Here is an 18,750-nt window from a genome sequence, read left to right as displayed (position 1 = left end):
CAAACAGTAAAAACTGTTAAGGTATCGCCTCGCCTGACGAGATGAGAAAACGATGACGACAGCCCTTTCACCACGCGGCAAACAGGGTGCTTTACTGATTGCCGGTATTTTGATGATAGCCACTACGCTGCGCGTAACATTTACCGGCGCTGCACCGTTGCTGGAGACAATCCGTTCGGATTACGGTCTTTCCACCGCCCAGACGGGCCTGCTAACAACCTTGCCGCTTCTGGCGTTTGCACTGGTTTCGCCACTGGCGGCCGGTATTGCCCGCCGGTTTGAGATGGAACGCAGTCTGTTTGCCGCAATGCTGCTGATTTGCGCGGGTATTGCCCTCCGCTCCCTGCCCTCCGCTGCATTGTTGTTTGCCGGAACTGCCATTATTGGGTGCGGGATAGCGCTGGGTAATGTGCTGCTACCAGGATTGATTAAGCGCGATTTTTCACAACATGTCGCCAGGCTGACGGGCGCGTATTCATTGACGATGGGCGCCGCCGCCGCGTTGGGGTCCGCGCTGGTGGTTCCGCTGGCGTTGCACGGTTTTGGCTGGCGCGGCGCGCTGTTAATGCTAATGCTGTTTCCGCTGTTGGCGTTTCTTATCTGGTTGCCGCAGTGGCGCACTACCCGCTCAGCTAACCTGAGTAGCTCCCGGGCATTACATGAACGCGGTATCTGGCGTTCGCCTTTAGCCTGGCAAGTTACGTTGTTTCTTGGGCTTAACTCACTGATTTATTATGTGATTATCGGCTGGTTACCAACAATACTCATCAGCCACGGTTACAGCGAAGCACAGGCAGGATCGCTACATGGCCTGCTGCAACTGGCGACCGCGGCGCCTGGGTTAGCTATTCCGCTTATTTTGCATCGCTTTAACGATCAACGCTGGATTGCCGCGCTGGTCTCACTATTGTGCGCAGTGGGCGCGGCGGGGCTTTGGTTTGTGCCGGGCCAGGCTGTCATCTGGACGCTACTGTTCGGCTTCGGTTCAGGCGCGACGATGATACTCGGCCTGACGTTTATCGGCCTGCGCGCCAGTTCGGCGCATCAGGCGGCGGCGCTTTCCGGCATGGCGCAGTCGGTCGGGTATTTACTGGCGGCATGTGGGCCGCCCGTCATGGGAAAACTTCATGATGCCAGTGGTAGCTGGTATCTGCCGCTATCAGGCGTGACGGTTCTGGCTATCATCATGGCGATTTTCGGCCTCTACGCCGGACGCGATCGAGAGATAGCGTCATAAATAAACCTGATACCCACTTGAATGCCTGATGACGCTTCGTTTATCAGGCCTGATCCATTAAAATCATTACCGCTATCCGACAAAAGTACCGTAAGCGACACCATCACAGGAGGGAAAAATGCGAATCCAGTGTAAGCGCGTCTATTTCCCGGCGGAAAAAGACGATGGTTATCGGGTATTGGTTGACAGGCTATGGCCGCGAGGCATTAAAAAATCCGCGCTGGTCTATGATGAATGGAATAAGGCCATTACGCCCTCAACCGAATTGCGCAAAGCCTTTCATAGCGAAGTGATTGATTTTAACCACTTCGCGCAGCAATACCGGGCAGAACTTGCGCAACAGTATCAAGAAGGCAAACGGCTGGCGGATATTGCCCGACACCAACCGCTAACGTTGCTATACGCCGCTAAAGATACTCGCCAGAACCATGCCATTGTACTGGCGGAGTGGCTACGAGAGCTGTGATTGTCGTGCCGCCGCCTGGCCTGGTTGTCTGTCCGGGGACAACGGCATCAAATGTTCTGCCCGCACCCAGGCAAAACCGTGCTGACCATCGACGGAGGCTACATCGCCCGTAACCAGCCACAGCGCCCGAGGCGCTTCTTTCGGCAGTAAGGTGACGTGTCCATTTACCGGGTTAATGAATTCATCCCCAGGTTGGCACAGGCAAAATAGCTCAACCGACTTACCAATATTCCGCCGTCCGGCGGGTGTTTTAGCACCAATAACTATTGCCAACGCGCCCGGCTTTAACTGAAACATATTTTCTTGCGCCGCATGAAACTCATTATCAGATTGTTCTTAATCATATCCCGTCGGACCGCAGGTTGTCACTTTTTCGTATCAGGGTGCTCTCTGCGCCATAATGTCCACTCATCAATGATTTCGCCATTGGGCAATTTGCAATCGGAACGCACGCCTTGTGGGGTCTGCACCGGCATCAGCGTACCGCCTTGTTGCTCACAGTAGACGGCTGCCGGATTAGGCATCCCAATGCGCGGCGGCCTGGGGGCGTTGGGTTGCGACGATGAACAAGCGCTCAGCAGCAATACGCCTGGCAACGCAATCCACGTAAATTTCATAACGACTCCTTAAAGAAAGCGATATTTTGTCCAGGATAACCTGGCGGGTACGCTATTTCCATACTTTCTGTCAGCGCTTTAGCGGGTGTTTATCCCGGGTTAAGTCAGTAATAGCCACGCCCTGTCACAAAGTAACCGACCTTTTGTCGCTGAGAAAACCCTGCTATTCTGGCGCCCCCTGAACAGTGAAGGTAATAGCATGAGAGTGGGTATCCTCTTCCCTGTCGTCATTTTTATTACGGCAATATTATTTTTGGCATGGTTTTTTATTGGCGGTTACGCCGCGCCGGGAGCATAACCATGAGGAAAACAACGATGGTGTTGATGGGCATCGCGCTAATTGCGGTGGCGGGTACCGAACTGGGCTGGTGGTAAATTCATTTTGAATAATAAAGGCTACCTGTCGTAGCCTTTATTATCTCTGAAAGTTCTGCGTTTAGCTTTTGATTTTTCTGTAGATTAACAGCACGACAATCGCGCCGATCACCGCGACTGCAAAGCTGCCGAAGTTGAAACCATCCACTTTGCCAAAGCCAAAGAACGTACTGATCCATCCTCCGACTACCGCACCAACGATCCCCAGAATGATCGTCATAAAGAATCCGCCGCCATCTTTACCTGGCATGATCCACTTAGCCAAAATACCCGCAATAAGTCCAAAAATAATCCATGAAAGAATGCCCATTTTTTCCTCACTTATGTCTTAACGTTAGCGGTTTATTTGCCGTTAAAAAGAATAGCACATCGTCAGGAAAGTGAAGTTTGTGATATCCATCACCTTTTAGCGTCGTGGATAAAAGCGCATAAATATCAGGGTTGCAATCATTAATGATAACGATTATCTTTATCAATACCGAGTGGTTGAGTTTATAACCCACCTGTTCGGTACGACATTGCTCACATTGCTTCCAGTATTATTTGCCCGCCTCACCGAGTGCGGGCTTTTTTTGCTAACCGCTATCTATCCCATGTCGAATTCATGGTCTTTTTCAGCCGCGCTATTTTGCGTGATACGGGGTCATCTCCAGCGCCGTACATTCATCCTGCTTGTCCTGCTGCATAAACCCCATGGTCACCATAAACAAACCGATCATAAATGGCACTTCATAAAGCTCTTCAATCAAATCTGTGTAACGCGCGTTATGCAGGAATATCGGCGACAACCACCGATGATGCTCGACAGTGTCGGAAATCAGATATGAACATGCCGTCACGGCAAACAGCCACAATGGCAGAGAAACGTCCCGCAGACGACGAACAATCTCCTTACGTAGCCCGGCAGAAAACAGGACTGGAAATACCAACGCAGCAATTAATAGCACTGAAATCATTCTGAACAATATACGCGGCTCGTCAGGGAAATAGTCACGCCCCCAACTGGTGCTTCTACCCAATAGCACCACCCACCAGACAACAGCCCATAGCCAAAACTGCTTTGCCCCTTCGGGGCGGGAAAGTGGCCGTATATACCAGGCGGTAAATAGCGCCCCAAACAGTAACCATAACGCTTGTCCGTTTTCAATCCATCGGACCACCACGCCGTTAAGCAAAGGCAATTGCCAGTCCGCCGTAAACGGGATGACCACAGCGGCAAGCGCAAGAGTAAGTGCTGACGAAGTTAATCGGGTATCGAGTTTCATGATTATAAGACTCTTCTGGTTTTTAATACCCAATCATAAGTTTTATGAATACGCTCTCATTAGCAAACAATGCGATATTCTTAATGTTTTCTTAATGTTTCTTTTCAACCCATGTCTGATGTAAATAAACAGCGCTTTTCAATACGCAAAAACCGCATCACGCTGGCGACGCGCGATGCGGCTTCTCATTTAAAAAATCATTTTATATCAAATAGATACTACAAGATCCTCACCAACCGCAAACGTCGTGTTCGTTTTCGGTATCGTAGGAACGCACGGTATTGACCAAATCCTTCACAACTTCTGCTGCAACTTCAGGTACCAGCAACGTCATCGGTGCTTCCGTTTCATAGTCCACAGAGACGCCGTTGCTATTATTCGTGACCGTGACGGTATAAGTAGCTTTTCCCATTATTATTCTCTCCCGGCATGAATGACTTTTCGTGAGGTCGCCCCTTCCATCAGTACTTCCGGCGCGACAAAAAAGTCGATGTTAAAATAGGTATCATCCGTCATGACCTCAATATTGTGCCACTTTTCCGGAGGAAACACGCCAAACTCGCCGGCATTGATCACCATGATTTCTTCCGGCTCAGAGCAATGTTCATCAGCGTATCCGAGATATTTGACCGCCCCCTGCATCACCGAGAGGCGAGGATAAACGCCGGGTCGCGTTCCCTTATCAAGGTGGCGTTCGAAAATTCCGGCAGGCGCCGTCTCTTTGTTCCAGAATGGCGTGGAACGTGTATGGATATGATTTTGTGGAATTTGCCGCATTTGCTTCCCTCTTCCCGCAGGTTACTCAGCGATAATCTCATCGCTGTCGTAAAAAGGTTACGCTCCAAAAACAGCATTTTAAATACCATTTATTGGTTACTATTTTGCTGTTTTCCACGCAATAAAACCGAAAGGAGAGCAATGACCCGCCGTTGTCGACGGGTCCAGGGGGTTAAGACTGGAGCGTTGCCAGCCGGGCGGCAAATCCGACGAAAAGAAGGCCAATCAAAGAATTGCCCACTTTTGCCAGTTTCTTTTTGGTACCAATATAGTGGGTTACAAAAGCGCCAGAAAGAATTAAAAAGCTCAGATAGCAAAAACTGACGATTTCAAGGGTGGTCGCCAAAATAAAAAATGACACCCCAGTATGCGGCGCAGTAACGTCAATAAATTGCACAAAAAAGGAAACATAAAAAAGTATGGCTTTAGGATTAGTCAGGCTAAGAATTAAAGCACGCTTAAAAATAGCGCCAAAAGGAACTACCGTTTCCGTCGCCGCCCCCCCCTTTGAGGTCAGCGTGGCGTAAAGGATTTTTGCGCCAAGGTAGAGCAGATAAAACGCGCCGAGATAGCGAACAATGTTAAACAGAACCGGCGTTGTTTTGATCAGCGTCGCCACGCCCGCATACGCCAGAAACATTAATATCGCATCGCCGATAAACACGCCGCATGCGGCAAGATATCCTCCTTTAACCCCGCGTCCCACGCTGTTTTTAAGCACAAAAAGCGTATTCGGCCCCGGTACCAGAACGATAAAAATCGCCCCAACCAGGTACGTCCAATAATTCAGAACACCATACTCCGCGAACACATTAACCTCTTCCTGAAAACATTTACGCTTAGCTGCGAAACAGTATGCTAACGAATGCACCGGAAGATGGGAAGCGAAACCACGTCCCTCCAGCCGCTATTCCGCCACGCTTATATCCACATCACCCAAAAACGTTCTTGTATCGCGCCCCCCGCAGGCAATCACCAGGTATTGGCCCACGTTTCCTCATGGGGAATTAACGCGCGCGTCGCACCAAAGACAGAGATGCCAACACATCACTGATATCGCTCTCATTCAGATTCGGCGCATTAAAGTGCGTTCTCAGCCACACCATATCCTCATGGCTGAAAGCGCCGACCATCAGGCGCTGGCTGATAATGATCAACATTTGATTATCAAGTTGTCGAATACGTTGCCGGGTGACCGACAAGGTTTGTATAGGAAAGGAGGGTTCTGGGCCGGTTCGCCACTGCGCTAAATAGCGGTACTGTATCGCTTTACTGGCATCCATTAGCGAACGAATAAAAGGGGTTATCGAATGCGGGTCCAGACCGTTATTTTTCGCTTCTTCTTCAGCCTCGGCAAAAACATTTTGTTCACGCGTGAAATCCTCTATCGGCAGATGGTGCTTCATTTTATAAGCAGCCACATCTTTCATTAATAACATGCGTTCATTGAGCGCGGTTAAGAGTGCGCCAAGCGATACCGACGTTACCGAATCGGCAAAAGTGGTGCTGCACATCAATAAAGAACAAAGAAAAATGGCGATATGACGAATCATTAATCAACCTCCTTTTACGGAGGCCTGACAGTAATTTACCTTTATTAAGATAACATTAAGTAATTATTACAGATTGGTATTAATGCTTATTCGTTTAAACTGGAGTGATAAAAAGAACAGGCCGTTGATTCTACGGAATCTTCACCTTCACTTAAAGTGCATAAAATATACAACAAATCACACAAATGTGATGCACATCACGTTTTTATGATTTTTTATTACGGTTTTATGATATAGGTCTAATTTTAATAGGTCACTAATTTCTCTCCCCCGCTCAGGGAGATCGGCTTCAATTTACATCGAATATGGTGAAATATGACTACCATTACACTAGTCAACGAACAAAATAGTACTGGCAATCCTTTTTCTGCACATATGTTATGTGAACAGCGAGCTATTCAGGAAATTACTTACGAACTATTGCAATCGCAGCAGCATGTCTCAAATAAGGATATCATCGCCAAACTTATTGAAAAACTGGAAACAGAAAAAGACGTAGTGCAGCTTGATATTTACCGTAATGCCTTAGAAGCCGTTTTGTTTCAGACACCTGACGACATCTAATATATACCCAAAATAATTCGAGTTGCTTAAAGGCGGCAAGGGAGTGAGTCCCCAGGAGCATAGATAACTATGTGACTGGGGTGAACGACAAATCTGCCGGGAGCAGATTTGAACGTCGCGTGCGACGGCCCGTCAGGGCGAGGCCCATGGATGGGCCGAGTAATCCGTAGCCAACACATAAGCAACTTGAAGTATGAAGGGTATAAACAAGGGAGGGGGTTACTCCTCCCCTGTTCGTTAATAATGCAGATGCCTCAACGTGCGGTACCTGATTTTTCGTAGCCGTTTGCATGGATTTGCGGTGCAACATGCTGCATGCTTTCTGGCATCTCATGCTGCCGGTATACGGCTGGCAGTAATGTTAAGCCTGAGCCATTCTTCACATGAAGACTAAATTTACCCGATTCTTTTAACGCCTGAATAAGATTTTCCTGGGCGGGAGTTAATGTCTCATCATGCCACAGAACAATATGCTCGAAAGACGTTGATAAAAGATCGGGCATCGGCGCCTGCCAGGGGATGACTTCAACTCGCATACCTTCACTACAATATTTAATCGTTTCCAGCCATAGCTCAATGGGGTCGTTCAGCGAAAACGCAGCAATAAGCATTGTGCCTGCTGGCGCCTTTCGTACGCTACTTAGCTGGAACGTGGCGTATTCAATAATCGCAGTATCCAGTAATGCCTTTTCAAATCGGCGTGCATCATCATCGCCTGCGGACAACCACAGCCGTAAAGGACGCAGTATTGACTCAATTACGATACACGGCGGAATTTCCCGACCATAACGCCAGAGTAATTTTCGCAATTTGGCGGGTTCGAATTTTCTACACTGCGCTAAAATCTCTTCCTGGTAGAATAACCATCCCGAGCGGCAATGCGTTTCTTCACCATAGAGGGCAGGTTTAATCTCTTTTAATGAGAAGCCTTTGCTTAACGCGTCGATAATATGCTGTATTCTGATAGCATCTTCTATGCAATAAAAACGATTGCCAACTTCATCTTTGGTAGGTTGAAGCAGGCCATAGCGTTCCCAGGACCTGATATTTGCTGTTGTGACACCACACTGCGCCGCCATTGCGCTAATACTAAAAGTAGCCATGCCTGTCTGGCCTCATGATGATGTAAGAAAGCATAGTGAACCTAAACGCCATCAGAAGCAAATCATTATTAAGCAATGACCTTACTATTTACACGTGAAATTACATTATCGACATTATTTATTGTCAGCCAGTGCGTAAAGGCTTTAGAGACGGACAGTATTTGATAATCCAGAACTGTTCTACAACCTAATTTAGTCAGAACATGGTAGCGTACTGAGTAAATAGTTTTTAAATGTACATTCAGCTCACAGCTTATTTGTCGGATATCCATTCCTTTAACAAGCATCGCCAAAACATTTCTTTCATTCGCCGTTAATCTGACTTTCTCTGACCTGGGAAAAAATTGACCAGCAGCGGCCAAAATCAGTAATTCACGCCACTCAGCTATAGAGGCATCGACCTTTATTCGATATATGGCATGATGTTCATCAATAAAGTTATATTCATTATGGGTAACAATCCCAATGAGTACCGTTTTAAATGTGGAAGTAATATACTGCTGTACGGTGTAGTAATCGTCGATATCAAAAATAATATAATTTACGTTGCCAGCTATTATTGCGACGTCCTTAAATAAGGACTCCAGACCATAATTAAGAAACAGGTTTTCGCTCAATAACCTTGTATCTGTCTTTAAAACAGATGATGCGGAACCAGTCATATCCACCTCAACAAAACGAGAGCCATGTGGGAATATCCATTCGATGGCCCGCATAAGATCATCTGCTTACTTCAGCGATGAGAACCTATTAAGTAGTAGTTGAGGAACGCCGTTTGCGCAACCTGACAGACGTCCTGGGGCATCTTATGTGAACTGCGTGGGGATGTGCGTTTTCGCAAAATCCACAAAGCGTACGACCGCAGGCAGCAAAATATGCCAGTCCTGCTGCTCCAGACCTAAATATTCACGCTGCGCCGCACGCAACGTGGCAGCATAATCTTCCGGCAACTGAGGTAACAGCCAGTCAGCCGCCGCATCCTTAGAGGTAAATCTCCCGGTAGAAAGGGTGTACCAGATACGCGCCAGGGTTAAAACGATATGATACTCATCTCCCTGCACATCTGCCGTGGATTGCCAAAGGTCGAGGGGATAACGCAAGGCCTTCAGCAACTGCGCCGCAGGGGCTGGCGTGAACAGCCGTTCCGCGCGTTCGCCCTTTAGCGGTATACTGGTTTCCAGAATTTGGGTTATCAGTAACACCATGTCCCAGTCCTGTTGCGCTGGTTCATAAATCCCCTGACAAATGTCCTCTCTTAGCCACTCGCCAAATTGCATTTCCCGGGAAGGTGGAAAACACCAGGGAACCAGCTGCGAATAAAGCACGACAGTGACCTCCAGAGCGCGTTTTTCTGCCGACGCCCCCGGCGGCGATGAAAGCGCCAGCAATTCCTGCATCAGCATTGCGCGTTGAGTCTCCGTCAGCGGCTGACATATTGTCACCAGCAGATCAATGTCGCTGTTTGGCTTCAGACCGCCCGCGACAGCGGAACCATATAAATGAATAGCACGCAACGTATCGCCTGTGACACGAGTAATCAGGCGACATGCCGCTTCCGTTTGGCATTGAATCGAGGGCGGTATGGACAGCGTCATCATCGCTCCGGGGGCGCAGGTATTTTTTATATTGATTGCCAGAAATATGGCATAACGGCAGAAAAAAAGCTCGCTATTCATAGCGAGCTTTTAACATTGCAATCAGACTTAATGATGTAGCATTTCGTCAACGACCTCATTCGCCTTTAACTGATAAGGATAATAGGTAGGCCAGTTTTCCATCTCTTGCAACAATGCCTGCTGCGAGGTATTTCCCATAAAGATATGGAAATGCGCCGATTTGCGCGGGGCAATGATATGATCGCTAAACTGAACATATTTAGGCGCTTTGCTATTCGCATCTTTACATTCGAACAGATAGCGCACCCCTTTTTTACCCGATGCGTAAGTCAGAATTTTATAGCCGGCATAATTGTATTTACAGGATGCAACGTTATTGTCGCGATGGAATTCTATAACGCCATTTTCAATGCCGATAGTCTCAACATTCGTCGCGTATCCTTTGCGATAATACGCTTTAATATCCTCAAACGTTTTCTCCGGGTCTTTCTTCGCCTTTTGCCTGAAGACAGGGTCCAGTTCGCCGCTGACCAGATAAGGATAGACGGATTGCCACATACCATCCCAGTCGGTGAGCGCGCGATCGCGTACATTAGCGTCATCAAACACGCCCGCTGCCGCTTTTTGCTCAACCTCCGTCATCGGCGCGCCATGAGCATGATGACCATGCGCGAAGGCAGGACTATTTACCAACAGCATTCCCAGAAGCATTGTCAGTTTTTTTAAATGAATCACCAAAACGTTACCCTCATCTTTTTTAGAAAGATGATTGTTATATTATAACATTGCATTTATTTCAACAAAAACTCAGCGGCCACCGCGCAGGTGGCCTTTTTTGATATCAACTGGTCCGCCATCGAGGAATTGAACCCCGAACCTTAGAGGTAGAAGCTCTATGCTCTATCCGGTTGAGCTAATGGCGGAAGAAAAATTACGCGGCCATTTTAAGGCAGACGTCTGCGCATTGGCTGCATGCCCGCGCACAATTCTGGCAATGGTCGTGATCGTGCCTTGCACACTCTTCGGCGCAGGCTTTGCAGATATCCGCGCACAGGCGGCATAATTTTTGTGAGTACTCGCTTTCCAACGCCATAAATTGCGCCGCCAGGCGACAAATGGCCGCACATTGCATATCTAACTGGATGCAGTGCTTCATCATTTCGACGTTATCTTCACGCAGACAAGAAGAGGCGCAGATATCACACGCCGCCGCGCATTCATAACACTGCTCAATACACTCACGATGTTCTTGTTGCATAAATGACTCCTTATTTTATTAAGAGGAGTAGATAAGTCTGCACAGAAACGCCGGGATAGCCAAACGGCTACCCCTCTTTTTCATACTTTTTGAACAAAAGTGCTGAATAAAACAGCAATAGTAAAGCCGGAAATCGGCCTCCGTGATGTGACGTCTATACTGTAATGTTCATCTGCTTTTCATCGGAGGTAAAATGGAGTATTTAGCACGACTAAATATCGTTGCGATGCTGATGTCAACGACGTTCTGGATCAATCTGGCGGTCGTTTTTTTCGTCACCCTCATTACTTACTGGCTCATCAACTGGCTACTTAATGTGGTCTATAAAGCGCTACAACGCCCGGATAAAAAGGATGACGCTCATGGGCGGCTGCGGCCTATTGTTTTCGAGATGCTGAAAAAGACCAGTAAAATGCTCATCTTTTTTGCCGCATTTCTCTTTAGTCTGCGCTTTGTCGCCCTGCCCGACCGGTTATTCTCTACCCTCTCTCACGCCTGGTTTTTAGTGGTTGCGATTCAAATGGCGATTTGGCTTGATCAGGGCGTACAGTCATGGATGCGTCATTTACTGTATGCCCCAGGCTCCAATAAAAACCCGGTGACGTTAGTCATTCTTGGTATGATTTTGCGCGTGCTCGTCTGGTCTATGATGCTGCTCTCCATCCTGGCGAACGTCGGCGTGGATATTACCGCACTGGTAGCCAGCCTCGGCGTGGGCGGTATTGCTATTGCCCTGGCGGTACAAACCGTTCTGAGCGATGTCTTCGCTTCGCTGTCGATTGGTTTCGATAAGCCCTTCGAGATCGGCGATTTCGTCGTCTTTAATGATGTAGCCGGTACGATTGAACATATCGGTTTGAAAACCACTCGCATCCGTAGCCTCAGCGGCGAACAGATCGTTTGTGCGAACGCGCAGTTGTTGCAGCAAACCATACACAACTATAAGCGGATGCAAACGCGTCGTATCGTGTTTACTTTTGGCGTCGCCACTGCGACACCGCCGGAAAAGTTACGCCTCATCGGCGATATGGTGAAAAAGATTATTACCGATGTCGGCGAAACACAATTCGACCGCGCCCATCTACTGGCCTTTGGTCAGGATCGGCTGACCTATGAGGTGGTGCATATCGTCAATACCGCGGATTACAATAAATACATGGATATTCAGCAAGAGATAAATATCCGTATTATTGAAAAACTCATTGAGAATGATATCGAACTGGCGCTGCCTAGTCTGGTCGTCAGAGCCCCTGTACAGGTTGAAGAGACCAGGGACTACAGTAATACCGCTGATGCAAAAAACGCAGATAAACGCGTCATGCAGTAAAATCTCTGCCGACAATACCGGGAACCCATGGGTTCCCGGTGCGTTAACGGCGACACGGCAATGCGGAGAAACGACTTGCGGCTATTCCACCTGTAAATGGCGGGTACAGACTTGATCAAGTAGCGCAGACTGATGACTAATCACCAACATCCCTAATGAACGGCTGCGACACACCTCAAGCACGTATACCCATATCGCTTTTTGAATAGACGGATCGAGTTGCGCCGTCATTTCGTCGGCAATCAGAAAACGCGTTCGCGGGTCAAGCGCGCGCAGTATCGCAATTCGCGCCAACTCCCCGCCTGAGAGCTGCATTGGCCTACGCGTCAGCCACTCGGGCTGCACATGCAAACGCCTCATCGTTTCCGGGTCAGGCTGCCAGGCATCACGCACAGCGTCTCCGGCGCTTCGCCAGGGATTAAACGTCAGTTCAGGATGCTGGGGGACAAGCTGTACCGGACAATACTGATGCAGGGGTAACGGGCTACCGTCCAGCAGAACGTCGCCCGCCGTCGGTTTTTGCCATCCGGCCAGGACGCGCCCCAACGTTGTTTTCCCCGTTCCGCTTGGCGCATGAATTCCTACCCGTTCACCGGCAGAAATCGTAAACGTCAGGTTCTGCCATAAGACTTTCCCACCCTGACGAATAACGAGGTCGCGGCAACTTAGCATTCTATTCCCTCTCCGGTCGGCATAAATAACGGGTTTAGTTCAGGCAATGCTTGCCATTGTCGTTTTAACGGCTCACTCATCTCTTCCGGCTGTAATCGTTCACAGCGAATATTGTCCGTGATATAACCCTGATGCAGCGCCACAATGCGATCGGCATACCGCGCCGCCAGCAGCAGGTCATGAGTCACCCACAGCACGCCGCATCCCCGCTCGCAGAGACCTCGCAAGTGCTCAAGCAACTGGTTTGCCAGTGCGGTATCAAGCCAGGCGGTGATCTCATCCGCGAGGATATAACGTGCCTGGCTGAGCGAGGCGTGGCACGCCAGAATTCGTTTAGCCATCCCGCCGGAGAGCTGGCGAGGAAAGCGTTCCAGGACTGTCGGTTCAAGATCGCTTTGCTGCAATAGCTGTACCATCTGCGTCTCATCCCAGGCGCGTCCGGTCAGATGACATGCTCTGTTCAAATGTTTTCTGATATTCAGCATGGGATTAAGCGCCTGTACCCCCTGCGGCACGTAGCTAAACGTATTGCCCCTAAGCTGCCTGATGGTATGTCTGTCCAGCCGGTTGCCATCAAGCGTAATTTCCCCCCGAAAGCGTAAATTTTCCGGCAGCAGATCGAGCAGGCATTGCAGCAGCAGACTTTTTCCCTCCCCGCTGCCGCCAACCAATGCCACCATTTCGCCGGGCGCGATATCAAAAGAGACATTCTGTAATAACGGCGACCAGCGTCTCGCGCCATACCAGCGATAACGCGCGCTTTCCAGCGTAACCTTTTGTAAACTCAGCATACGTCACTCCTTAGCCACAGCCGCTGAGTGGCGCGCGCAAACTGATCGAAGAGCATCACCAGCGTGAATAACATTAGGCCGGGAAACAGCACCAGCCACCAGTTACCATGGCTAATAAACCGTAACGCATCCGCCAGCAACAGCCCCAGCGAAGGCTCATGCGGCGCCAGCCCAAACCCCAGAAAACTTAACGCCGCGCTGTGCAATACCGCATGAGGAAACATCAATAACGTTCCCGTCAACCATTGCGGCAATAGCGCCGGAAAATAGTGATATCGCCAGCAATAAAGGTGTCCATGCCCCAGACGATAGGTCAATGTCAGGTAGTCACTCTGCGCTACCCGCTCTGCGTCGGCGCGCAGAATCAGCGCCAGACGGGGCCAGTGCGTTAACGCCACGGCCGCAATGACGCCGCTTTTACCGCCGCCGAGCGTAAAACAGATAAGGATCAGCAAAAGTAAATGCGGCATGGCGAGCATGGCATCGGTTATCAGCCGCATCAGGAGGTCCAGCCGGGGATGAATGCGCGCCACTGCCGCCATCACTAGCGCGATAACGCCGCTGCACAGCGCGGCGCCAACGCCAATTTGTAAACTTGTGAAGGCCCCCTGAAAGCAACGAAGCCATACATCGCGCCCCAGATTATCGGTGCCAAACCAGTGCTGGATATCAGGCGACAGATGCCGGGCAAGCAGATTAACCTCTGGCGGCTGGCTCAACGTGGCATAACCGTATCCGGCAATAAACAGCAGGCAGGTAACGGAGAGGATCAGACGAAGCAATGTCGGGGCAGGATTATAGAGCATCGGGACGCTCCAGCGATCGATTAAGCACCACCACAAGCCAGGCTGAAATCGTATTTCCGGCAAACACTAATAGCGTACAGAATAAAACGATCCCCATGAGTAGCGGGACATCGCCACGCAGGCCGGCATCGATAGTGGCCTGTCCCAGCCCCGGATACGCAAAGACTTTTTCTGCCAGTAACGCCCCCCCCATCAGTTCGCCCAGAGAAGCAAACTGTAAGCAGAGCGCTGGGGTAATCGCATGACGTAACACCTGGTGACGTAACAGCGACCATCCTTTATCCCCCTGAGCGCGCGCAAAACGAATAAATTCGCTCTTCATTACGCTGGCTATTTTTTCTCGCGTATGCAGCGCAATTTGCCCCATGCCCAATAGACTTAACGCACATACCGGCAACACAAGATGGCGTAAACGTTCCGATAAAAGAGCTGTTCCTGCATTATTTCCGGGGTCCCAGGCGCAACAAACAGGTAATACCGGCCAGCGGACGGCAAACAGCGCCAGCAACAGCATTGCTATCCAGAAAGTGGGCAACGATGACAATAAGTAGCTGATACGGCAAATTATCTTATCCGGCCAACGGTGGAGAAAACGTCCGGCCAGAAAACCCAATGTCACGCCCAGTACACCAGACAACAGCCAGGCGCCAGCCAGCAGCGCGAATGACGTCGCAAAACGTTCCCGGATCACGCTGGCGACAGGCATGTTGAACAGCATGGAATACCCCATGTCTCCCTGGAGCAGACGCCAAAACCAGTGACCGAAACGCTCCCACAGCGGCTGGTCAAGCCCCCAGCGCGCCGCAATCCGCGCATATTGTTCTGGCGGAACATGGAGCAGATCGTTGCCGATATAAGCACGGATAGGATCAACGGGCGAAAAGCTGAGCAAAATGAAGGTGCCGGCAGCCACCAGCACCAACAGAATAATCAGCCGCAAAAAATGGCTGAAGAACAATTTCATCACCGACAGGTCCAGGTCCAGTCATCAAGATTGTTTAACACCGACCAGCTACCGTGGATTTCTGGCGCGCCTTTCCCCAGATCAATACAAGGGTTGGCCAAATAGGTATGCTGAATATTAAGCAGCCATGCCCATGCCGCATCGCCCTGAACGCCCGCGCCCTGCTTTCCATCCCACTCAACCTGCTGCCAGAAAGGAATCGCCTTTTGCCAGTCAGGCGCATCTATAGCCTGTTTCAGATGTGCTTCTACCGCAGGGTTGCTGTAATAGCCCGGGTTATAATATTCCACACCAGCGGCTTTCCCGCTGTAGTGATGGAAGAGTTCCATCGGGTCCAGACTTCCCCAGCCAAACAGCGTAGGGTTAGCGTGCATATGGCGCTCTACGGTTTCCCAGCTTCCCGATTGCAACGAGACGACAATGCCTAAAGGCTGCAACATGGCGCGCACCGCCTCGGCCAGATCCCGCCGGGTGCTGTCGCCACTGGCATACCATAAGGTCAGACGCGCTTCTTTACCTGCTTTTTCACGCACGCCCGCACTGTTTATCTTCCAGCCAGCCTCTTCCAGGATGGCGCGCGCTTTTGCAATATCGCCATCGCTGAATACCACTGAAGGATTTTGCCACGGCAATCCCTGCACCGCGCTATAGGCGGGTATCGCATGGCCTTCCATCACCTGTTCCGCTAGTTGCTTACGATTAATGGCATAGTTAATTGCGCGTCTGATAGCGACATCAGCGGTCACATCGTTGCCGACAGGATAACCGTTAGCATCCTTTTTACCGGCTGGCACCATCGGGAAGACTATGCCCCGGTTTTCAACGCTATCGCGTACCCAGAGTTTAAGATTATCCTGCTGCGGAGCCACCGCCATAGAAGGGGCAATGCGCACCAGTCCCAACTGTCCGCTGCGCGCGGCGGCATAAGCATTATCTTCATCCAGGAAGACAAAAACCAGCCGGTTAAAGTCATTCTTTTTACCTGCATACCAGGGGTTGGCTTCAACAATCAGTTGCTGACCAGGCTGGAAACTGACCAGTCGGTACGGACCGGCGCCTATCGGTTCGCGGGCAAACGTTTTTTCATCATAACGGCTGGCCGGAACAATCCCTAACGACCCGAGTACATTCACAAAGGTGCTCTGCGGATGGCTCAGCGTCATCTCAAGTCGGCGCGCATCCAGCGCTCGCGCATGACTAAAGTTGCCCATGTCAATTTTACCGCCACTCTTCGCCGCTTTGTTATATGTAAAAACGACATCTTCGGCAGTCAATGGCGAGCCATCGGAGAATTTCAGATCGGGTTTTAAGGTCAGTATCCAGGTTTTACCATCGGGGCTGGTGTCCACTTTTTCCGTCAGTAAATTACCCCAACTCATATCGGCGTTTTGCTTGAGCAACGGCGCATGAAGCAATAAGTAACTGCCGTGGCTCCAGCCCAGCATAGGATCAAAGCCTTCCGTTGGCTCAGGGCCAATGGCCAGCTTTAAGGTATGGCCATCTGCCGTGTCCGACGCAGCGAAAAGCGGCGAGGTGAATGCCAGAGCCATCGCGCACGTTATGAGCGCCAGTTTGCCTTTAATCATCAGTTTACCCCAGATTATACGTTGTTTTTGTTCCTCCCGGCGCAGCATAAACGTCGGGAGGCCTCCTGAGGACGGCATTATGGCGAGCATTTGTAATGAAAAAATTGATGCAGAACAGAAAGTATGACGATCTTTTAAAAACATCATACGCACAAACGCCGGGAGCGCCAACGTGGGCTAAAGGCCGCTTTTGATGGGGATAAAACGCAAGAGAAATGATGCCAGGAATAGCGGGTTAATTAACGCCATCTTATTCTCTTATTGCCTTTCTATTCTGTATTACGTCTTCCCATCCGACGCTGTTCATTTTCTCAACGTTATTAGTCAGTGCTGAAACGTAAGAAGGTATCGTAATTAGCGCCTCCTGGCTTTAAACCTAAACCAATATTAAACGAACCGGGCGTTAATGAAACTTACCAGCAGAACGCCAGTCATATGGCAACCCGATGAAATGACATGCTATGGAGTCCAACCGAAAAATGTTAACGCCGCCAGGGCTCGTGATGATTTTTTTAGCCGTACTGTTCTCATTACTGACAGGATGCGCAAGTTATAAAAACACGGCGTGGGGAATATATCCGGCTTCAACGGATATTTGTCCATCAGGTACGACATCAACAGGAGGGTGCAAAGAGTAATATCGCATATTTAATATACACCACTTTTTAAATGACTGTCCGGACATTTTCGGACGGTAAATTTTCTATTAATTTATAATGGACTAATCCCATGACAAATAAAAAACACATTTTTTCAATTATCTTTATTGGTTCTCTTTTAACGGGGTGCGCTACAGGACCATCACCGACAGGGATTGGCTTATATACGGATGTTAAAGGGCCAATTACTGCCACGAGTCTCCCGGCAACCAAAACCGGTAAAGCGTGTGCGCAAACGGTATTGGGTATTGTAAATACCGGCGACGCATCTATTGATTCAGCGAAAAAAGCGGGCGATATTTCTTTAGTGTCGAGTGTTGATTATGAAACTACGGGCTCATATCCGTTTTATGGTAAAACCTGTGTTGTCGTAAGAGGACAATAACAACAGTAAGCCGGCGATGCCGCCGGCTTTTTATCCCATTTTACGTGCCGCTATCTTTGTCTGTTCCTTGCGACTCAGCCCCCGCTTTAAGGTTCTGTTAAGATTTTACGCATACTCTACAAGCAGTTGTTAATAAAGGATAATAATAATGGCACATTTCTCAAGACTGCAAATAACGCTTCACTGGTTAACACTGCTCCTGACAGGCATCGCATATGCGGCTATTGAGTTACGAGGGTGGGCGCCAAAAGGCTCCAGCGTTTATCTGTTTATGAAAGACATACACTATGATATGGGCGTTCTGGTCTGGGCGCTGATGTTTTTACGGTTATATCTTAAACACAAATACCCGGATCCGGTCATTACGCCTCCCCCTCCTCACTGGCAGCACGTAGCCGCTAAATTAATGCATATCGCGCTTTATCTCACTTTTCTCGCCTTACCGCTGCTGGGCGTCGCGATGATGGCGTCAGGCGGGAAAAGCTGGAGCTTTTTTGGTTTTACTGTACCGGTATTTTTGACGCCAGATAGCACCCTAAAATCGGATATAAAGCGTATTCATGAAATGCTGGCCAATATCGGCTATTTCCTGATTGCCATGCATGCAGCAGCGGCGTTGTTTCACCATTACATACAAAAAGACGATACATTTTCAAGGATGTTACCCGGTAAATCATGACTATTTCGGCCATCCCGGCGTGAGAGAGCACGCCGGGCAAGGCATTATTA

25 protein-coding genes, 1 tRNA gene and 1 pseudogene are annotated in these 18,750 nt (G+C 49.4%); 8 read left to right on the top strand and 19 right to left on the bottom strand.

The window, feature by feature from the left end:
• Window positions 1-52: 52 nt before the first annotated feature.
• Both ACLJRE_RS05225 and ACLJRE_RS05220 read left to right on the top strand, forming a co-directional pair.
• Complete coding sequence (locus tag ACLJRE_RS05225; RefSeq protein WP_023212255.1) at window positions 53-1,237, top strand: CynX/NimT family MFS transporter; 1,185 nt, start codon at window positions 53-55, stop codon at window positions 1,235-1,237.
• 118 nt (window positions 1,238-1,355) lie between these two features.
• Window positions 1,356-1,703 (top strand): DUF488 domain-containing protein, encoded by a 348-nt coding sequence (locus ACLJRE_RS05220; protein WP_023212256.1) that lies wholly within the window; start codon window positions 1,356-1,358, stop codon window positions 1,701-1,703.
• Here ACLJRE_RS05220 and ACLJRE_RS05215 read toward each other — a convergent pair.
• Window positions 1,689-2,000 carry a hypothetical protein gene (locus tag ACLJRE_RS05215; protein ID WP_000487132.1) on the bottom strand — a complete coding sequence of 104 codons (312 nt, stop codon included), beginning with the start codon at window positions 1,998-2,000 and terminating at the stop codon, window positions 1,689-1,691. The genes ACLJRE_RS05220 and ACLJRE_RS05215 overlap by 15 nt on opposite strands.
• Window positions 2,001-2,068: 68 nt before the next feature.
• Window positions 2,069-2,320, bottom strand: coding sequence for a DUF333 domain-containing protein (locus ACLJRE_RS05210; protein ID WP_000673492.1), 252 nt, complete (start codon window positions 2,318-2,320; stop codon window positions 2,069-2,071).
• A gap of 199 nt (window positions 2,321-2,519) precedes the next feature.
• Here ACLJRE_RS05210 and ACLJRE_RS05205 point away from each other — a divergent pair, with 199 nt between their 5' ends.
• Window positions 2,520-2,618: a YoaK family small membrane protein gene (locus ACLJRE_RS05205; RefSeq protein WP_001589065.1), complete on the top strand. Its 99-nt coding sequence runs from the start codon at window positions 2,520-2,522 to the stop codon at window positions 2,616-2,618.
• Window positions 2,619-2,756: 138 nt separating this feature from the next.
• Here the strand turns inward: ACLJRE_RS05205 and ACLJRE_RS05200 are convergent, their stop codons facing one another.
• From ACLJRE_RS05200 to ACLJRE_RS05175, 6 genes are all read right to left on the bottom strand, one after another.
• The gene (locus ACLJRE_RS05200) at window positions 2,757-3,005 is read right to left on the bottom strand and encodes a GlsB/YeaQ/YmgE family stress response membrane protein (RefSeq protein WP_000512149.1); all 249 of its coding nucleotides are present in this window, start codon (window positions 3,003-3,005) and stop codon (window positions 2,757-2,759) included.
• 313 nt (window positions 3,006-3,318) lie between these two features.
• The gene (locus tag ACLJRE_RS05195; protein ID WP_023212257.1) at window positions 3,319-3,960 is read right to left on the bottom strand and encodes a hypothetical protein; all 642 of its coding nucleotides are present in this window, start codon (window positions 3,958-3,960) and stop codon (window positions 3,319-3,321) included.
• A gap of 229 nt (window positions 3,961-4,189) precedes the next feature.
• The gene (locus ACLJRE_RS05190) at window positions 4,190-4,372 is read right to left on the bottom strand and encodes a DUF1869 domain-containing protein (protein WP_000513733.1); all 183 of its coding nucleotides are present in this window, start codon (window positions 4,370-4,372) and stop codon (window positions 4,190-4,192) included.
• A gap of 2 nt (window positions 4,373-4,374) precedes the next feature.
• Window positions 4,375-4,737: a DUF1971 domain-containing protein YeaR gene (gene yeaR, locus ACLJRE_RS05185; protein ID WP_001248993.1), complete on the bottom strand. Its 363-nt coding sequence runs from the start codon at window positions 4,735-4,737 to the stop codon at window positions 4,375-4,377.
• Between the two features lie 172 nt (window positions 4,738-4,909).
• Window positions 4,910-5,548 (bottom strand): leucine efflux protein LeuE, encoded by a 639-nt coding sequence (leuE, locus tag ACLJRE_RS05180; RefSeq protein ID WP_000457186.1) that lies wholly within the window; start codon window positions 5,546-5,548, stop codon window positions 4,910-4,912.
• Between the two features lie 196 nt (window positions 5,549-5,744).
• A complete protein-coding gene (locus ACLJRE_RS05175; RefSeq protein WP_000617984.1) occupies window positions 5,745-6,290 on the bottom strand; it encodes a chorismate mutase in 546 nt (181 codons plus the stop codon).
• A gap of 82 nt (window positions 6,291-6,372) precedes the next feature.
• Between ACLJRE_RS05175 and ACLJRE_RS05170 the strand changes: the two are divergent.
• A pseudogene (locus ACLJRE_RS05170) lies at window positions 6,373-6,527 on the top strand (hypothetical protein).
• A gap of 78 nt (window positions 6,528-6,605) precedes the next feature.
• Entirely contained in the window at window positions 6,606-6,854 is a 249-nt protein-coding gene (locus ACLJRE_RS05165) for a biofilm/acid-resistance regulator YmgB/AriR (RefSeq protein WP_000208086.1), read from the top strand.
• A 254-nt stretch (window positions 6,855-7,108) separates the two neighbouring features.
• Here the strand turns inward: ACLJRE_RS05165 and ACLJRE_RS05160 are convergent, their stop codons facing one another.
• From ACLJRE_RS05160 to ACLJRE_RS05135, 6 genes are all read right to left on the bottom strand, one after another.
• Window positions 7,109-7,957, bottom strand: coding sequence for a MerR family transcriptional regulator (locus ACLJRE_RS05160; RefSeq protein ID WP_000190269.1), 849 nt, complete (start codon window positions 7,955-7,957; stop codon window positions 7,109-7,111).
• 68 nt (window positions 7,958-8,025) lie between these two features.
• Entirely contained in the window at window positions 8,026-8,619 is a 594-nt protein-coding gene (locus ACLJRE_RS05155) for a helix-turn-helix domain-containing protein (protein WP_001562706.1), read from the bottom strand.
• Window positions 8,620-8,763: 144 nt separating this feature from the next.
• Complete coding sequence (aadA, locus tag ACLJRE_RS05150) at window positions 8,764-9,552, bottom strand: cryptic aminoglycoside nucleotidyltransferase ANT(3'')/ANT(9) (protein ID WP_023212258.1); 789 nt, start codon at window positions 9,550-9,552, stop codon at window positions 8,764-8,766.
• Window positions 9,553-9,660: 108 nt separating this feature from the next.
• Window positions 9,661-10,308, bottom strand: a complete 648-nt coding sequence (zinT, locus tag ACLJRE_RS05145; RefSeq protein WP_001537483.1) for a metal-binding protein ZinT — start codon at window positions 10,306-10,308, stop codon at window positions 9,661-9,663.
• 111 nt (window positions 10,309-10,419) lie between these two features.
• Window positions 10,420-10,496 (bottom strand) — tRNA-Arg (locus ACLJRE_RS05140).
• Window positions 10,497-10,504: 8 nt separating this feature from the next.
• Complete coding sequence (locus tag ACLJRE_RS05135) at window positions 10,505-10,831, bottom strand: four-helix bundle copper-binding protein (RefSeq protein WP_023136871.1); 327 nt, start codon at window positions 10,829-10,831, stop codon at window positions 10,505-10,507.
• Between the two features lie 193 nt (window positions 10,832-11,024).
• On the opposite strand from ACLJRE_RS05135, the gene ACLJRE_RS05130 reads away from it, so the two are divergent.
• Entirely contained in the window at window positions 11,025-12,158 is a 1,134-nt protein-coding gene (locus tag ACLJRE_RS05130) for a mechanosensitive ion channel family protein (protein ID WP_000456065.1), read from the top strand.
• An 81-nt stretch (window positions 12,159-12,239) separates the two neighbouring features.
• Here the strand turns inward: ACLJRE_RS05130 and ACLJRE_RS05125 are convergent, their stop codons facing one another.
• The 5 genes from ACLJRE_RS05125 to ACLJRE_RS05105 are packed head-to-tail and all read right to left on the bottom strand — an operon-like array spanning window position 12,240 to window position 17,025.
• A complete protein-coding gene (locus ACLJRE_RS05125) occupies window positions 12,240-12,830 on the bottom strand; it encodes an ATP-binding cassette domain-containing protein (RefSeq protein WP_000947460.1) in 591 nt (196 codons plus the stop codon).
• Window positions 12,824-13,621 carry an ATP-binding cassette domain-containing protein gene (locus tag ACLJRE_RS05120; protein WP_023212259.1) on the bottom strand — a complete coding sequence of 266 codons (798 nt, stop codon included), beginning with the start codon at window positions 13,619-13,621 and terminating at the stop codon, window positions 12,824-12,826. Before ACLJRE_RS05120 ends, ACLJRE_RS05125 begins: the two co-directional genes overlap by 7 nt.
• Window positions 13,615-14,427 carry an ABC transporter permease gene (locus ACLJRE_RS05115; protein ID WP_000966649.1) on the bottom strand — a complete coding sequence of 271 codons (813 nt, stop codon included), beginning with the start codon at window positions 14,425-14,427 and terminating at the stop codon, window positions 13,615-13,617. The genes ACLJRE_RS05120 and ACLJRE_RS05115 overlap by 7 nt, the downstream gene beginning before the upstream one ends.
• Window positions 14,417-15,391, bottom strand: a complete 975-nt coding sequence (locus ACLJRE_RS05110) for an ABC transporter permease (protein WP_001662605.1) — start codon at window positions 15,389-15,391, stop codon at window positions 14,417-14,419. Before ACLJRE_RS05110 ends, ACLJRE_RS05115 begins: the two co-directional genes overlap by 11 nt.
• Window positions 15,391-17,025, bottom strand: a complete 1,635-nt coding sequence (locus ACLJRE_RS05105; RefSeq protein WP_000946072.1) for an ABC transporter substrate-binding protein — start codon at window positions 17,023-17,025, stop codon at window positions 15,391-15,393. The genes ACLJRE_RS05110 and ACLJRE_RS05105 overlap by 1 nt, the downstream gene beginning before the upstream one ends.
• Before the next feature lie 681 nt (window positions 17,026-17,706).
• Here ACLJRE_RS05105 and ACLJRE_RS05100 point away from each other — a divergent pair.
• Both ACLJRE_RS05100 and ACLJRE_RS05095 read left to right on the top strand, forming a co-directional pair.
• Complete coding sequence (locus ACLJRE_RS05100) at window positions 17,707-18,021, top strand: TRL-like family protein (RefSeq protein WP_000182479.1); 315 nt, start codon at window positions 17,707-17,709, stop codon at window positions 18,019-18,021.
• Window positions 18,022-18,169: 148 nt separating this feature from the next.
• Entirely contained in the window at window positions 18,170-18,700 is a 531-nt protein-coding gene (locus ACLJRE_RS05095) for a cytochrome b (RefSeq protein ID WP_000929970.1), read from the top strand.
• Window positions 18,701-18,750: the final 50 nt, after the last annotated feature.

Source organism: Salmonella sp. SAL04157, from assembly GCF_046551635.1.
GTDB classification, from domain to species: domain Bacteria; phylum Pseudomonadota; class Gammaproteobacteria; order Enterobacterales; family Enterobacteriaceae; genus Salmonella; species Salmonella enterica.
The sequence above is the reverse complement of the archived record's forward strand: the minus strand, read 5'-3'. Positions and strand labels throughout refer to the sequence as shown.

Bases quoted from the DNA above. Each gene is read 5' to 3' on its own strand.
- ACLJRE_RS05225 (WP_023212255.1), top strand. From the start codon at position 53: ATGACGACAGCCCTTTCACCACGCGGCAAACAGGGTGCTTTACTGATT.
- ACLJRE_RS05220 (WP_023212256.1), top strand. From the start codon at position 1,356: ATGCGAATCCAGTGTAAGCGCGTCTATTTCCCGGCGGAAAAAGACGAT.
- ACLJRE_RS05215 (WP_000487132.1), bottom strand. From the start codon at position 2,000: ATGTTTCAGTTAAAGCCGGGCGCGTTGGCAATAGTTATTGGTGCTAAA.
- ACLJRE_RS05210 (WP_000673492.1), bottom strand. From the start codon at position 2,320: ATGAAATTTACGTGGATTGCGTTGCCAGGCGTATTGCTGCTGAGCGCT.
- ACLJRE_RS05205 (WP_001589065.1), top strand. From the start codon at position 2,520: ATGAGAGTGGGTATCCTCTTCCCTGTCGTCATTTTTATTACGGCAATA.
- ACLJRE_RS05200 (WP_000512149.1), bottom strand. From the start codon at position 3,005: ATGGGCATTCTTTCATGGATTATTTTTGGACTTATTGCGGGTATTTTG.
- ACLJRE_RS05195 (WP_023212257.1), bottom strand. From the start codon at position 3,960: ATGAAACTCGATACCCGATTAACTTCGTCAGCACTTACTCTTGCGCTT.
- ACLJRE_RS05190 (WP_000513733.1), bottom strand. From the start codon at position 4,372: ATGGGAAAAGCTACTTATACCGTCACGGTCACGAATAATAGCAACGGC.
- yeaR (WP_001248993.1), bottom strand. From the start codon at position 4,737: ATGCGGCAAATTCCACAAAATCATATCCATACACGTTCCACGCCATTC.
- ACLJRE_RS05175 (WP_000617984.1), bottom strand. From the start codon at position 6,290: ATGATTCGTCATATCGCCATTTTTCTTTGTTCTTTATTGATGTGCAGC.
- ACLJRE_RS05165 (WP_000208086.1), top strand. From the start codon at position 6,606: ATGACTACCATTACACTAGTCAACGAACAAAATAGTACTGGCAATCCT.
- ACLJRE_RS05160 (WP_000190269.1), bottom strand. From the start codon at position 7,957: ATGGCTACTTTTAGTATTAGCGCAATGGCGGCGCAGTGTGGTGTCACA.
- ACLJRE_RS05155 (WP_001562706.1), bottom strand. From the start codon at position 8,619: ATGACTGGTTCCGCATCATCTGTTTTAAAGACAGATACAAGGTTATTG.
- aadA (WP_023212258.1), bottom strand. From the start codon at position 9,552: ATGACGCTGTCCATACCGCCCTCGATTCAATGCCAAACGGAAGCGGCA.
- ACLJRE_RS05135 (WP_023136871.1), bottom strand. From the start codon at position 10,831: ATGCAACAAGAACATCGTGAGTGTATTGAGCAGTGTTATGAATGCGCG.
- ACLJRE_RS05130 (WP_000456065.1), top strand. From the start codon at position 11,025: ATGGAGTATTTAGCACGACTAAATATCGTTGCGATGCTGATGTCAACG.
- ACLJRE_RS05125 (WP_000947460.1), bottom strand. From the start codon at position 12,830: ATGCTAAGTTGCCGCGACCTCGTTATTCGTCAGGGTGGGAAAGTCTTA.
- ACLJRE_RS05120 (WP_023212259.1), bottom strand. From the start codon at position 13,621: ATGCTGAGTTTACAAAAGGTTACGCTGGAAAGCGCGCGTTATCGCTGG.
- ACLJRE_RS05115 (WP_000966649.1), bottom strand. From the start codon at position 14,427: ATGCTCTATAATCCTGCCCCGACATTGCTTCGTCTGATCCTCTCCGTT.
- ACLJRE_RS05110 (WP_001662605.1), bottom strand. From the start codon at position 15,391: ATGAAATTGTTCTTCAGCCATTTTTTGCGGCTGATTATTCTGTTGGTG.
- ACLJRE_RS05105 (WP_000946072.1), bottom strand. From the start codon at position 17,025: ATGCTGCGCCGGGAGGAACAAAAACAACGTATAATCTGGGGTAAACTG.
- ACLJRE_RS05100 (WP_000182479.1), top strand. From the start codon at position 17,707: ATGACAAATAAAAAACACATTTTTTCAATTATCTTTATTGGTTCTCTT.
- ACLJRE_RS05095 (WP_000929970.1), top strand. From the start codon at position 18,170: ATGGCACATTTCTCAAGACTGCAAATAACGCTTCACTGGTTAACACTG.